Raw genomic sequence first — 14,897 nt, 5'->3', positions numbered from 1 at the left:
TACCCCATTGCTGATGTGCCATATTTTAAAAGCGATATTGTTTGGTGTGCTATGTGTTACTGTGCCGTTTTATATATGGGCACAGCCTGGCAAATACAGGTTTACCCGTGTAAACACTAAACAAGGCCTTTCGCACAACCAGGTTAACTGCATTACAAAAGATGAAAACGGTTTTATATGGATAGGCACCATGTCGGGCCTTAACCGCTACGATGGCTATGGGTGCAAAGTATACAAGCAGGGCAATAGTGATAGTAACAATTTACGCGATAACTATATCACTGCCATGTATAGTGCGCCAGATGGCATGTTGTGGATAAACACACCGGCAGGCGTAACCCTGTATAATTCCAGGCTGGATAAGTTCGACAATAATTACCTGGGGAGGTTGCGTTTGTGGCGCATGCCACCAGGCAATGTAACTTCTATTCAAAAAGACAAACAAGGGCACTTCTGGTTTTTAATAGATGGTAAACTATGTGTGTATCAACCCGCTGCTCCGGCAGGCGCTTCGCCTTATTTTATTCAGCCGGCCACTGTTCCCATCATGGCATTTACCTTCGATAATAACAGCCATGTATGGATAGTATATAAGAATGGCATTGCAGAACAACGCGATGTTGTAAGCGGAAAGTTGCTGTTTGCCACTGCTGTTTTGCAAAAGCAAACCATTGGCGACTTGCAAAACTGCCAGGTATATGCCGATGCGCACAATGGGTTATGGATAGCCGGTGCTACCAACACCGGCGGAGCGTATTATATAAATGCAGCAGATAGCAATTCCGGCTGTCGCCATTACATCATTCCACATATTATAAAAGGCATTACCGAAGAAGCGGGCGGACTTATATGGATTGGTACCGATCATGGCGGCGTATATATAGTAAATAAAGAAACTGGCACTATACAAGATCTGTTGAATGATGCGGAAGACGATAAAACCATCAGCCAGAATAGTATCACCGCCTTGTATAAAGATGAGCAGGGAGTAATATGGCTGGGCACCTACAAACAGGGGCTTTGCTTTTACAACGAAAACGTATTAAGCTTTTTAGTGAATAAGCATAAGCCGGGCGATGCCAGCAGCCTGCCTTATGATGATGTAAACAGGTTTGTGGAAGATAATAAGGGTAATGTATGGATAGGCACCAATGGCGGGGGGCTGATTTACTATAACACACAACAAAAAAAGTTTACCCAGTACCTGCACAACCCTGATGATGCCAACAGCTTGTGCAATAATGTAATTGTTAGTTTGTGTTTAGATAAACAGGGGCTGTTATGGATTGGTACTTTTTATGGTGGGCTGGATTGTTTTAACGGTAAGCGCTTTATGCACTACCGGCATACTGCTACAGATAGTAATAGCATAGCAGATGACAACATCTGGGAATTACTGGAAGATAGCAAGGGCAGGTTATGGGTGGGAACTTTAAAAGCTGGTGTGGACAGGTTTGACAGGGAAAAGAACATCTTTTATCATTATCCCGGAGGAGCATCCAAGTCGGTAGGCAGCACTTATATATCTGCTATTATTGAAGACAACCATCAACAGCTTTGGTTTGGAACCGATGTTGGGCTGGATAAATACAACCCGGCCACCAACAACTTTACGCACTATAAGCATTTACCCAACAACTTTATTATATCGTTACTACAGGATAGCAGGGGGCTTCTATGGGCAGGCACCAGGAATGGATTGTGTTTACTGGATGGTAATACCGGCAAGCTACTTACCACATTGACCATTACCGATGGCCTGCCGGATAATGCTATATTGAATATATTGGAAGATGCACAACATACATTGTGGATAAGCACGCCATTGGGCATTGGCAATATTACAGTAGAGCCAGGCGGCGCTAAAGGCTGGGCGTTTCGTTTTAAAAACTATAACGAACTCAATAATTTACAGGAGCGGGCTTTTAACGAAAACGCAGCCCTGAAGCTAAAGAATGGCCTGTTGTTGTTTGGAGGGGCCAACGGTTTTAATAGTATTGACCCCTTGCATACAGTAATACCTGCAACAGCACATCGGCTGCTGTTAACCGATTTCCAGGTATCTAATAAAAGCATCTCTGCCGGGGAAATAGTCAACGGCCGTCCCCTGCTTACCAAAAGCATTTATAAAACAGATACGCTTTGGTTAAAGTATAAAGAGAATGATTTTTCCATTGAGTTTGCAGAGATGGGATTTGCTCAAAGTGGTAAAGATGAATACGCCTACAGGCTGGATGGGTTTAACAAAGAGTGGTTACTCACCAGTGGCTTGCATCGCCGCGCCACTTATACCAACCTCGATCCCGGCACTTATGTGTTTCATGTAAAAGCAGCTGATGGTAACGGAGGTTGGAATACACAGCAGGCTTCACTGGTGATTATTATCAGCCCGCCATTCTGGAAAACGCCTTTTGCCTTTTTGTTGTACATGATAGTGATTGCCGGCGCTTTAGCGATAGCCCGTAAAATAACAGTAGACCGTACACGAATGCGTTTTGCCATAGAGCAGCAACAGAAGGAAGCCGACCGCATGCATGCGCTGGATATGATGAAGATTCGTTTTTTCACCAACGTAAGCCATGAATTCAGAACGCCGTTAAGCCTGATACTTTCCCCTTTAGATAAAATAGGCGCAGGGCTGGAAGAAGATAAACGCAAACAACTGCAACTGGTAAAGCGTAACGCCCGGAGATTATTAAACCTGGTAAACCAGTTGCTCGATTTTAGAAAGCTGGAAATGCAGGAGTTTAAGTTTGTGCCCGTGCGTGGGGATATTATTGCTTTTATAAAAGAAACTGTCTTGTCGTTTAGCGATATTGCCGAGAAAAAAGATATCCGATTTGCTTTTCACACAGGCATACAGGTGTTTGAAACCTTCTTTGATAAAGACAAGCTGGAAAAAATACTCTTTAACCTGCTGTCCAACGCTTTTAAGTTTACGCCGCAACAGGGCACAGTGGAAGTGATTGTAAGCTGGGCAGTAGGCCTGCCTGCATCAGCAATGCAGCAATTAGAAATACAGGTAAAAGACAGCGGCATAGGCATTGCACCCGAAAACCAGGAACAGGTGTTTGAGCGCTTTTTTCAAAGTGATATGCCTGAGGCTGTTATTAACCAGGGTAGTGGCATTGGACTGGCTATTACCAAAGAGTTTGTAAAGCTGCATGGAGGAGAAATAACGCTTACCAGTGAACTCAATAAAGGAAGTCTGTTCTCTGTTCTGCTTCCTTTGCAACCAGCCGGCATCATGCTGGCAGAAGGCGACGCCGTTATGGAAGACATTGCTATACATCAATGGCAGGAAGAAGAAGCTGTAGACGTAGCTGTATTAGAACCGGAACCCACAAAACGCCGGAAAGAAACCATTTTACTGGTGGAGGATAATGAAGATTTTCGTTTTTACCTGAAAGAAAACCTGCGGCACTGGTTTGTGATACTGGAAGCAGCTAACGGCAGGGAAGGCTGGAAGCAGGCGCAGACCCGGCAACCCGACCTGGTTGTAACAGATGTGATGATGCCGGTAATGAATGGTTTAGAGTTGGCCCGGAAAATACACAACGATCCCCGTACCAGCCATATCCCTGTTATTTTACTCACTGCCCGGTCTGAGGAAGAACAGGAATTGGAAGGGTTTGACACCGGGGCCAGCGATTATATTACCAAGCCTTTCAATTTTGAGATATTGCTGGCCAGGTTGCGAAACCTGCTTATGCACCGCCAGATGGTGCGTAAATCATTTGAGAAGAAGCTGGAAATAAACCCGGCAGAAATTGCTGTTACGCCATTAGACGAAAAATTCATGCAGCAGGCCCTGGATGTGGTAGAAAAGAATATTGCCAATCCTGACTTTTCGGTAGAAGAGTTGAGCCGGTGTATGCATGTAAGCAGGGTGGCTTTATATAAAAAGCTGCTGAACCTTACCGGCAAAACACCTGTTGAATTTATTCGCCTGCTGCGTTTAAAAAGGGCTGCCCATTTACTGTTGGTGAGCCAGCAAACGGTGGCCGAAGTGGCCTATGAAGTAGGCTTCAACAACCCTAAATACTTTGCCAGGTATTTTAAAGAAGAGTTTGGGGTGTTACCCTCCCAGTACCTGGGCAATGATATAACAAAGTGATTTTCAATAATTATTGTCGCCGCTTAACAAATGAAGCCCCTATTGTAAACAAACGATACCCCTGCCCGGCGCATCACACACTTAGCTTCGCCTGTCTTTAAAAACAAATTGCATTATGATTGTATTGTCCATGAAAAAGGCCGCGCTATGCGCATGGTGTTGCCTGCTTGTTCATATCCCTGTGTTGTTGTTTGCCCATCATACACCCTATAGTAAAGATGCTGATGGAGTGGTGGTGCGGTTTGCCCCCGGCAAAGCCGGCCAAACCCGTTTGCTGCAATTAAGAGTAGTTACCGATAAGATTATACAGGTAAAGGCATCGCCCGATACTGCTTTTTCCCCGTTAAAAAGCCTGATGGCAATTAGCCGTTCTGATAAGCCGGCAGCTTTGTGGACCACTCGCGAAGAAGGCGACTGGTTAATATTGAAAACCGCTGCTATTACTGCCCGGCTTAGCCTGGTAACCGGCGAATTACAGTTTGCCGACAATAATGGCCACATTTTATTACAGGAAAAAAAGACCGGCGGAAAAGCATATGCTGCACATACGGCCGATGGCGAAAAGGTATATGCCGTTACACAAACCTTTTTGCAACAGGAAGGAGAAGCCATGTATGGGTTAGGTGGTAATCAATGTGGTTTTGTAAACCTGCGCAATAAACCGGTAGATGTTACCCAATACAATTCTGTGGCTACCATACCCTTTATGGTGTCTACAGCCGGGTATGGCCTTTTGTGGGATAACTATTCTGTATCCCGCTTTGGCGATTATCGGGAGCTGCGTCCTTTGTCAGATTTTACTTTGTACAACGCCGAAGGAAAACCTGGCGGACTAACCGCTATCTACAATTATAAAGACAGCGTTAAATACAATACTGCTATTCAGCGCGAAGAAAACAATATCAACTACGACTTCCTGGATGATATGAACCGCCTGCCCGCTAACTATAAAGCAGGGAAAGGTGTGGTAACCTGGGTAGGTGCTTTACAGTCATCTGCTACGGGCATACACCAATTTTTGTGCAAAGCCAGTGGCTATACCAAACTATATATCAACGACTCGCTGATCATGGATAAATGGCGGCAACCCTGGAATCCCGGCACTACTGCTTTTGAATTGTGGATGAACAAAGGCGCACATTATAAAGTGCGTTTAGAGTGGGTGCCTGATGGAGATGAGTCTTTCCAGGTGCTGCGCTTTTTGCCGCCTGTTGCTGAGCAGGATAAAAACCAGTTCGGTTTTTGGTCAGAAGCCGCCGACCAGATTGAGTATTATTTTATTTACGGCCGCAATGCAGATGATATTATAAGCGGTTACCGGAATATTACCGGTAAAGCTTCCCTGCTGCCTAAGTGGGCTTTGGGCCTGTGGCAGAGCCGCGAACGCTATCACAGCCAGGAAGAGATACTGACAACCGTAAATGAATTCAGAAAACGCCAGATACCGTTGGATAATATTGTAATGGACTGGCAATACTGGCGGCCCGATCAGTGGGGAAGTCATGAATTTGACACCTCCCGCTTTCCTGATGCTGCCGGAATGATCACACAATTGCATCAGCAATACAATACCCGCTTTATGATATCGGTATGGCCTAAGTTTTATACCGGCACCGATAATTATAACCTGCTAAACAGTAAGGGCTGGTTATATACAAAGAACATAGAAAATAACCAGAAAGACTGGATTGGCTATGTGTCCACGTTTTATGATGCTTTTAATGCTGATGCCAGGAAGCTTTTCTGGAAACTGATGAACGATAAACTGTATACTAAAAAGGTAGATGCCTGGTGGTTGGATGCCACAGAGCCAGACATCTATAGCAATATTTCTATAGAGCAGCGCAAAGCATTGATGAAGCCGATGGCTATTGGAACGCCTACCCGTTATTTTAATACCTATCCTTTATTAAATGCTGCTGGCGTGTATGAGGGGCAGCGTTCGGTAAATGCCAACAACCGGGTTTGTATTCTTACCCGCTCAGCCTGGGCTGGTATTCAACGTTATGCAGCAGCGGTGTGGAGTGGAGATATTGCTGCACGCTGGCATGATATGAAAGATCAGATAGCCAGTGGCATCAGCTTTTCGCTGGCAGGTGTGCCTTACTGGTCTATGGATATAGGTGGCTTTGCTGTAGAAAAACGCTATGAAAAAGCTACTGGCAGCGACCTGGACGAATGGCGTGAGCAAACAACCCGCTGGTATCAGTTTGGTGCTTTTTGTCCCTTGTTTCGTGTACACGGTCAATATCCCTTTAGAGAAATATACAATGTAGCGCCAGAAACGCATCCTGCTTACAAAAGTATGTTGTACTATGATCAATTACGTTATCGCTTGTTGCCTTATATCTATACACTGGCCGGTACCACCTGGCAAAACGATTACACTATTATGCGCGGGCTGGTAATGGATTATGCTGCCGATAAAAAGGCGCGTGATGTGGCAGATGAATACATGTTTGGGCCATCCTTATTAATTAACCCCGTTACTGCTTATAAAGCCCGTAGCCGCCAGGTGTATTTGCCGGAGGGTAATGGCTGGTACGATTTCTATACCGGGGCTTTTTATAAGGGTGGACAAACTGTAGAAGCAAAGGCTGAGTATGAAAGAATACCTGTGTTTGTAAAGCAGGGTGCGATACTGCCTGTAGGCCCGGTAATGCAATACAGTACCGAAAAGCCGGCCGATAGTGTAACGGTTTGGGTGTATACCGGCAAAGACGGCAGCTTTACCCTGTATGAAGATGAAAACCTGAACAACAATTATGAGAAAGGCGCTTATACCAACATTCCATTTACCTATAACGAGAAAAACGGTACGCTGGAAATAGGAGATAGAAAAGGGGCATTTACAGGTATGCTCACCAACAGAACCTTTTTGGTAAAATGGGTAACACCCACAAACGATGCTGGCATTGACAATAGTACCGGAAAGGTACAGCCTGTTACCTACACCGGTAAAAAGATAACCATAAAAATGAAATAACATTTTCTTCCACTATTCACAACAGTTTGTCATATGAAACCATTAGAGAAAAACCAAAACAAGCGGCGGCCGCTCACCGGGCTGCTATGCAAAACGCTTATGCTGAGCGTTATGATGCTGCTGGCTATAGGTGTGCATGCACAAAAAAGCATTATTACCGGAACGGTAACAGACACTGCCGGTAAGCCTTTGGCTAATGCCAATGTATCGGTAAAAGGAACCAAAACAGGCACGGTAACCAATAGCGCCGGAGCGTATAGCATCAGTGCCAAACCAGGCGATGTGCTGGTGATTTCTTTTGTCAACTACATTTCGGTAGAGGTGGCAGTAGAAGTGCCTGGCAGTGCCTTATCGGTGCAGCTGGCTGAGTTAAAAAGCAACCTTGATGAGGTAATTGTAGTGGGTTATGGTTCGCAACGCAAAAAAGAAGTCACAGGCGCAACGGTACGCGTAGGCGGTGGCGACCTTGATAAAAACCGTACTCCTTCGCTGGCGCAAAGCCTGCAGGGGCAAGCCGCTGGTGTGCAGGTAACATCCAGTAGCGGACAACCAGGCGATCCTATGAAAATTGTGATCAGGGGAACGGGCACCAACGGCAATGCTAATCCCTTGTATGTGGTAGATGGTATGCCTGCTGATGATATCTCCTATTTAAGTTCTGCTGATATAGAAACCATCGATATATTAAAAGATGCAGCATCCAGCGCTATTTATGGTGCGCGGGCTGCTAACGGTGTGGTGCTGATTACCACCCGTAAAGGCCGTGTAGGAAAAAGGATAGTCGCCTTTGATGCGTATTACGGCTGGCAAAATCCCACTAAAAAACTGGATATGCTCAATGCCAAACAGTACGCCATTATTATGAATGAAGCGGCCGTGAATTCAGGCAATGCGCCTTACCATTTTTATTCGCAGGATCAGATTGATTCTATGGGTGCAGGCACCGATTGGCAAAAAGAAGTAGCGAACAAAAACGCCGCTACACAAAGTTATACGCTGGGTATAAGTGGGGGCAACGATGCCTCTGTGTTTTCCACTTCCCTTGGTTATCAGCGCCAGGAGGGTTTGATGGGAATAAAAGGTAAGTCGTTTTATGAAAGGATAAGCCTGCGTGTTAACTCGGAGCATAAACTGTATAAAGACATTGTAAAAATAGGCGAGAACCTTACCTATACTCACAGCAATCAGGCGGCTGTTGGCACAGGTAATATCTATGGCAACTCTATCAGAGGTTTGCTCAATACCAGCCCTACCTTCCCGGCTTACAATAAAGATGGATCGTACGGTAGAAGTACTAACCCGGAAGAGATTAACCCGGTAGCGGCTATGGATTACTTAAACAACAACACTACACAATACGACCGTTTATTAGGAAATATATACGTGGAAGCCACACTGGTGAAAGGCCTGAAATTCCGTTCCGACTTTGGTATGGCCACTGCCTATAACAACTATGTAGGCTACTCTCCTGTGTATGAGTTGTCGGCTACTTCGGTAAGCAATGTGTCTTCTGTAACCAATGCCATTTATAAAAACCAGAACTGGAACTGGGATAACACACTTACCTATAATGTAAAACTGGATAAACACAATATCTCTATACTGGCAGGTACTACTGCTAAAGAGGATGTGTATACCTATGTATCGGGCAGCAAAACCAACCTGGTAATTCCAGGTTTTGAATATGCGGTTATCAACAATGGTACTACTATTCCTTCACTTGCCAAAGTGGCCGCAGGCACACGCGAAGAAACGGCGTTGCAATCTTATTTTGGCAGGGTAAATTATAACTTTAACGACAAGTACCTGCTGTCGGTTATTGTAAGAAGGGATGGTTCCAGCAAGTTTGGTCCTAACCAACGCTATGGTTATTTTCCTTCTTTTTCTGCCGGCTGGATAGTCACCAATGAAGCTTTTTTCAGGCCCGATTGGATGAGCTTTTTAAAAATACGGGGCGGCTGGGGACGTAATGGTAACGACCGCATCACCAACTTTGCTTACCAGGCAACTGTAAGCTCTTTATACCGTTTTTATTACTTTAACGGCATTGATGCCACCGGCGCTACGCTGGGCACCTCTCCCGATAAAATTGCCAACCCCAATTTAAAATGGGAAGCTTCTGAACAAAAGAACATTGGATTTGACGCTACCGTGTTTAAATTCTTTAATATCACTTTCGACTGGTATAACAAAACAACGCGCGACTGGCTGATACAGCCTGCTGTACCTGATATTGTGGGCACAGGCGCCCCATATATTAACGGTGGTGATGTGGAAAATAAAGGGGTGGAAATTGCTATTAATTACCAGCGCAAATCGGGCGAGGTAAGCTATAACATTGGTGGCAACATTGCTTTTAATACCAACAAGGTAACAAGGGTAGCTACACAGGAAGAAATTATACATGGCGCCAGTGGTATATTGGCTTCCAATACCGATGAATTTTACCGTATTCAAAAAGGCTTTCCCCTGGGTTACTTCTGGGGCTATAAAACAAATGGCATTTTTCAGAACGAAGCTGAAGTAAATAACTATATAGGTAAGAAAGGCGCTATTCAGTCTTACGCCAAGCCCGGCGATGTACGTTTTGTGGATGTAAACGGCGATGGTGAAATCACTGCTGCTGATAAAACACAGATAGGCAACCCCCATCCTAAATTCTCTTTCGGGTTAAACCTCTCCGCCAGCTGGCGTGCATTTGATATCAGCATACTGGCGGCCGGTGTGGGCGGTAACGATATACTCGATGGCACCCGTGCCACAGACAGATACTATAACAACTACACCACAGAAACATTGAAGCGCTGGACAGGTGAAGGAACCAGCAATCGTTTACCCCGCGTAACATTAAGTGATGAAGCCAATAAAAACTGGGGAAGGATATCAGATCTGTATCTGCACAGCGGTACTTACTTACGCATCAAAAGCATCAATATAGGTTACGATTTAAAGAAAACATTGCTACCCAATCTACCCTTTCAGCAATGTCGCATTTACGTTACCGGGCTTAACCTGCTTACGTTTACCGGTTACCGGGGCATTGATCCCGAAGTGGGTTATGGTAACGTAGAAGCCGACAAAAACCAGTGGTCTTCCGGCATTGACCTGGGCTACTATCCGCAGCCAAGGACATTGATGGCAGGCGTAAGCGTAAAATTTTAAACTAACCGGTTAAAATATTGATGATATGAAACAGGTATTATTTTCTTTATTGATACTGACAGGAATGGCCACCGTTTCCTGTAACAAAGATTTCCTGGAAAGAACACCCAAAGATCAGCAGGTGGAAGAAACCTTTTATAAAACACCCCAGGATGCTTACAGTGCATTAGTGGCTACTTATAGTGTATTAAACTGGGATGGCTTTGGTAATATATGGCTGGCTGCAGAAATAGCTTCCGACAACTGTTTTGGCGGTGGTGGTCTGGCTGATAATGGTCAACGACAGGTAGATCGGTTTGAACGTTGGGATGATCATGGAAAGGCTGCCTGGAAAAAATGCTATTATGGTATTTTCAGAGCCAATGTACTGCTGCAAAAAATAGAGGGTATTGACTTTGGATCGCAGGCTGCTTTAAAGACCAGGTATATAGGAGAAGCCCATTTTTTACGTGCTTATTTTTATTTTGATCTTATCCGTATGTACGGACATGTGCCGTTGCTAACCGAACCTATAGAGGGCGATAACTACTATATACCGCAGGCAAGCCCTGATAGTGTGTACGCTTTAATTGCATCAGATTTAAAAACATCGGCCAGTCTGCTTACCGCCAGTGCCCAGGCGTTTAGTGCCATACCTGCTACAGAGTATGGCCGTGTAACCAAGTGGGCGGCAGAAGCATTGCTGGGCCGGGTGTTTTTGTATTACACAGGTTACTATGGTAAAACGGAGATACCAGGAGCTTGCACAAAACAGGATGCTATTACCGCCATTGATGATGTTATTAACATCAGCGGGCATAACCTGTTAACAGACTATCGCAGTTTATTCCGCGCATCAGCTGTTTCTTCAGGCGTTGCTTTTGGCGGGCAAAACAATGCAGAGGGCGTGTTTACCATTCAATACACCAACCAGGGCCTGGCCAACTGGGATCAGCAGAATGGCAACCGGGTGCAGGTGATGGTAGGGTTGCGTGGTATAGATCGTATTTCGTATTACTACAAAGGCTGGGGCAGTGCCACGGTAAGCCCTAAATTATATAATGCCTATGAAGCTGCCGACTCTATTCGTCGCAAAGCTTCTTTTATGGCCATAGCAGAAGAGGGGATTGATTTTACGCCTTCCAGCGATCAGTTCCAGTACACTGGTTATTTCTGGAAAAAGTATACACCTTTAGTGCAGAACAAGCCCGATGATAATGGCGGCGATTTCCAGATTGATAACTATGATAATTATGTAGTAATTCGTTTTGCTGATGTGTTGTTAATGGGAGCCGAGCTAAACCTGTTATCCGATTTAGGAAAGGCACAACTCTATTATAACAGGGTGCGCGACCGTGCCTTTAAAAATGACATCACACATCGGAAAATACTTACAGGCGATGCGGCAGGTGTAAAGCTGGTTTTAGAAGAACGCCGTTTAGAACTGGCGTTGGAGGGCATGCGTTACTGGGATCTTTTACGCCAGGGTACTACGGCTGCCAAGCAAGCGATTGATAATGCAACAGGAGATGATTTTAATGTAACGTTCCGGGCGGAAACGCAGGGTTTGTTTGCTATACCACAAACTCAGATAGACCAGAGCAACAGCACTATTACTCAAAACCCCGGCTGGATTCAATAATACCTATTATTCAAAATGATTTGCCATGAAAAAATTATATTGGTTGTTAACAGTAGCTGTTATAGCAGCCTGTTCACCTGCTGAAAAGAGATTTGATCTGCCTGCGGAGCTGGAGCCTTCTGCCTTGAAGTTCAGTGTTACACAGCAACAGGGACATGATAACACGGTATACCTGAAAAGTTTAACACCAGGTACTATTCCTTATTGGGATTTTGATGGCGGTACTTCTACGCTGGCCAATGATACCATCGTGCTGCCTTTTTCCGGTTCTTATATTATTAAATATTCGGTAAGTGCGCCTGGTGGTTTTGTAGCCGGTGACTCTGTAACTATTAAGGTAACCAGTACTGATCTGTCTTCTATCACCGATCCCCAATGGGAATACCTTACCGGCGGACAAAACGGAAAAACATGGGTGTTGGATATGTCGGCTCCTGTAGGCTGGTATGGTATGGATTATGGTAAAGGTAGTGGCGACGACTGGGTATGGCATCCTGATTATGTTGGTAATGAGTGGGTAATGCCTAATAAGGATTATGGATCTATGACATTTGATTTAAACAATGCCAAAAACTATCAACGTATCTTGTACGATGCTTCTAATGTGGCACAAACTTGCACCGGCAAGTTTGATCTGGATCTTGTTAATATGAAAGTGAAATTATTGGGTTGTGAAATGTTGTATGGCGGCGATTATTATAAAAACGTAAGCAACTGGCGAGAAGCTAAAATTTTAGCCATGTCTGCCAGCAGTATGGTGCTGGGGGTAATAAGAGATAAGCCCAACCCGGGTGATGGCGTTTGTTATATCGGTTTTAAGTTTAAATTAAAGCAATAGCAACCGGCAGTTTACGCGAAACCGGTTTATTCTGCTGCAAACCGGGAAAAGTGAAAGATATTTGGGAAGGAAATGGCCGTTTTTACCCTTTTTTCCGGGTAAAAGCAGCCATTTTTATATAGGGTGTAATATAGTGTTTCTTTAATGTGTTATTAATATCCGGCAGGCTTATTAATAGCATTCTAATCGTATAATTTCCACAGTGTTAAGACCTTTGTAATCTATATGATTACCTCATGTTGCATGGAAAGCGATTACAACTATATAAGCGAAAAAGGAGATAAGCCACGTGAGCGCTTAATACAGGACGAACTGAAAATAAGTGAAGAACGTTTCCGGGGCGCATTCGAGTATTCGGCTATTGGGATGGCTATTGTTTCTCCTCAGGGAAGGTGGATTAAAGTAAACAAACGCCTGTGCGACTTTACGGGTTGCACGAAGGATGAATTATATGCTATTACATTCCAGGATATTACACATCCTGACGATCTGGAAGCCGATTTGTTACTGCTGCGCGAACTGGTGGCAGGCAAGCGGGAATATTACCAGATAGAGAAAAGATATTTTCATAAAGATGGCAGCATTGTATGGGGCCTGCTGAACGTATCGCTGGTGCGCGACGAGGAAGGCAACGTGCTGCATTTTGTATCACAGATAGAAGATATTACCGACCGTAAAATAGTAGAGGAAGCTTATAAAGAAAGTGAACAGCGCTGGCAGTTTGCATTAGAAGGTTCTGGAGATGGTATATGGGATTGGAATGTGCAAACAGGAGAGGTGTTTTACTCAGCACAATGCAAAGCGATGCTGGGCTTTACAGAAAATGAAATGGGCAACTCCTGTACAGAATGGGATAAACGTGTGCATCCTGATGACAAGGATAGGTATTTTGCCGATATGCATGCGCACTTTATGGGTAAAACTACCATCTATACCAACGAGCATAGAGTTATGTGTAAGGATGGTTCGTATAAATGGGTGCTGGATAGGGGTAAGGTTATTTCGTGGACAGAAGATGGCAAACCTCTACGGGTATTAGGCACACATGCAGATATTTCGGAAGCCAAAGAGAAAGAGATACAATTAAAACAAACGTTGGACATTATCAGTGAGCAAAATAAGCGGCTCACTAATTTCGCGCATATAGTATCACACAATCTGCGCACGCACACCGGTAACCTGGAAATGCTATTGTATATCATTGACGAGACCAAGACGGAAGAAGAGAAGCAGGAACTAATGGAGCATTTAAAAAAGGTATCGGCGCAGTTAAGCGAGACAATGCAGCATTTAAATGACGTTATTTCCATCCAGGCCAATATAAAAAAGCAGCGTACAGTGCTGTATTTAAGGGAATATATACATAAAGCTACAGAAGCTATGGCAGGCGAAATAGGCTTGCACAAAGCTTTAATTATCAATAATGTGCCGGCCGAAGTAACCATCAATTACAGCCCGGCTTATCTGGAGAGTATTTTGTTGAATTGTTTATCAAATGCTATTAAGTATCGGCATCCCAACAGGTTGCCTGTGGTAGAGGTCAGTTACCATGAAGAAGGGGGCAGAAAGGTGTTAGAGATTACGGATAATGGGATTGGCATTAATCTTGCGCGTTATGGGCAAAAGCTGTTTGGCATGTATAATACCTTTCATGGTAATGCAGATGCCAAAGGAGTGGGACTGTTCATTACCAAAAACCAGGTGGAAGCTATGGGCGGAAAAATTGAAGTGATCAGCGAGGTAGACAAAGGTGCTACTTTTAAAATATTTCTTTCATGAGTAAAAAACAGATGGCCTGCATTATCGATGATGACCAGGTGTATGTATTCGGCGTTAAAAAACTGATTCAGTTTTACGATTTCTGCAGCGATGTGCTAACCTTTAAAAACGGCGAAGAAGCATTGGATTACCTGGATCCCAGGAAAGCATGCAGCGATTTGCTTCCGGAGGTAATTATGGTAGACATTAATATGCCTGTAATGGATGGTTGGGAGTTTTTAGACAACTTTGTAAAAATGACACCCACTCTTAGCCGTAAGATCACTGTATACGTAGTAAGCTCTTCACTCAGGCAGGATGATATGGAAAAGGCAAAGAACTATTCAGAGGTAACAGACTATATAGTAAAGCCTGTGAACTTTGAAAACCTGAAACAAATTTTATCTGCTTAGCC

At 44.3% G+C, this 14,897-nt stretch carries 7 protein-coding genes; all 7 read left to right on the top strand.

What is annotated here, in order from left to right; genetic code table 11:
* Positions 1 to 13: 13 nt before the first annotated feature.
* The 7 genes from FLA_RS27050 to FLA_RS27020 all read left to right on the top strand — a co-directional run bounded on the left by FLA_RS27050 (position 14) and on the right by FLA_RS27020 (position 14,895).
* On the top strand, positions 14 to 4,117 hold the full coding sequence (locus FLA_RS27050; protein WP_076376223.1) for a hybrid sensor histidine kinase/response regulator transcription factor: 4,104 nt from the start codon (positions 14 to 16) through the stop codon (positions 4,115 to 4,117).
* Between the two features lie 115 nt (positions 4,118 to 4,232).
* Complete coding sequence (locus FLA_RS27045; RefSeq protein WP_096511339.1) at positions 4,233 to 7,103, top strand: TIM-barrel domain-containing protein; 2,871 nt, start codon at positions 4,233 to 4,235, stop codon at positions 7,101 to 7,103.
* A gap of 33 nt (positions 7,104 to 7,136) precedes the next feature.
* On the top strand, positions 7,137 to 10,265 hold the full coding sequence (locus FLA_RS27040; protein WP_076376221.1) for a SusC/RagA family TonB-linked outer membrane protein: 3,129 nt from the start codon (positions 7,137 to 7,139) through the stop codon (positions 10,263 to 10,265).
* 25 nt (positions 10,266 to 10,290) lie between these two features.
* Entirely contained in the window at positions 10,291 to 11,886 is a 1,596-nt protein-coding gene (locus tag FLA_RS27035) for a RagB/SusD family nutrient uptake outer membrane protein (RefSeq protein WP_076376219.1), read from the top strand.
* 25 nt (positions 11,887 to 11,911) lie between these two features.
* Positions 11,912 to 12,724, top strand: a complete 813-nt coding sequence (locus FLA_RS27030) for a hypothetical protein (protein ID WP_076376217.1) — start codon at positions 11,912 to 11,914, stop codon at positions 12,722 to 12,724.
* A 243-nt stretch (positions 12,725 to 12,967) separates the two neighbouring features.
* Positions 12,968 to 14,503 carry a PAS domain S-box protein gene (locus FLA_RS27025; RefSeq protein ID WP_159445062.1) on the top strand — a complete coding sequence of 512 codons (1,536 nt, stop codon included), beginning with the start codon at positions 12,968 to 12,970 and terminating at the stop codon, positions 14,501 to 14,503.
* Positions 14,500 to 14,895 carry a response regulator gene (locus tag FLA_RS27020; protein ID WP_076376215.1) on the top strand — a complete coding sequence of 132 codons (396 nt, stop codon included), beginning with the start codon at positions 14,500 to 14,502 and terminating at the stop codon, positions 14,893 to 14,895. Before FLA_RS27025 ends, FLA_RS27020 begins: the two co-directional genes overlap by 4 nt.
* Positions 14,896 to 14,897: the final 2 nt, after the last annotated feature.

The sequence above is a fragment of the Filimonas lacunae genome, assembly GCF_002355595.1.
Taxonomy (GTDB): Bacteria; Bacteroidota; Bacteroidia; order Chitinophagales; family Chitinophagaceae; genus Filimonas; species Filimonas lacunae.
This window is presented reverse-complemented; position numbering and strand designations above follow the sequence as displayed.

Coding starts and splice junctions, on each gene's coding strand:
- FLA_RS27050 (WP_076376223.1), top strand. CDS start 14: ATGTGCCATATTTTAAAAGCGATATTGTTTGGTGTGCTATGTGTTACT.
- FLA_RS27045 (WP_096511339.1), top strand. CDS start 4,233: ATGATTGTATTGTCCATGAAAAAGGCCGCGCTATGCGCATGGTGTTGC.
- FLA_RS27040 (WP_076376221.1), top strand. CDS start 7,137: ATGAAACCATTAGAGAAAAACCAAAACAAGCGGCGGCCGCTCACCGGG.
- FLA_RS27035 (WP_076376219.1), top strand. CDS start 10,291: ATGAAACAGGTATTATTTTCTTTATTGATACTGACAGGAATGGCCACC.
- FLA_RS27030 (WP_076376217.1), top strand. CDS start 11,912: ATGAAAAAATTATATTGGTTGTTAACAGTAGCTGTTATAGCAGCCTGT.
- FLA_RS27025 (WP_159445062.1), top strand. CDS start 12,968: ATGGAAAGCGATTACAACTATATAAGCGAAAAAGGAGATAAGCCACGT.
- FLA_RS27020 (WP_076376215.1), top strand. CDS start 14,500: ATGAGTAAAAAACAGATGGCCTGCATTATCGATGATGACCAGGTGTAT.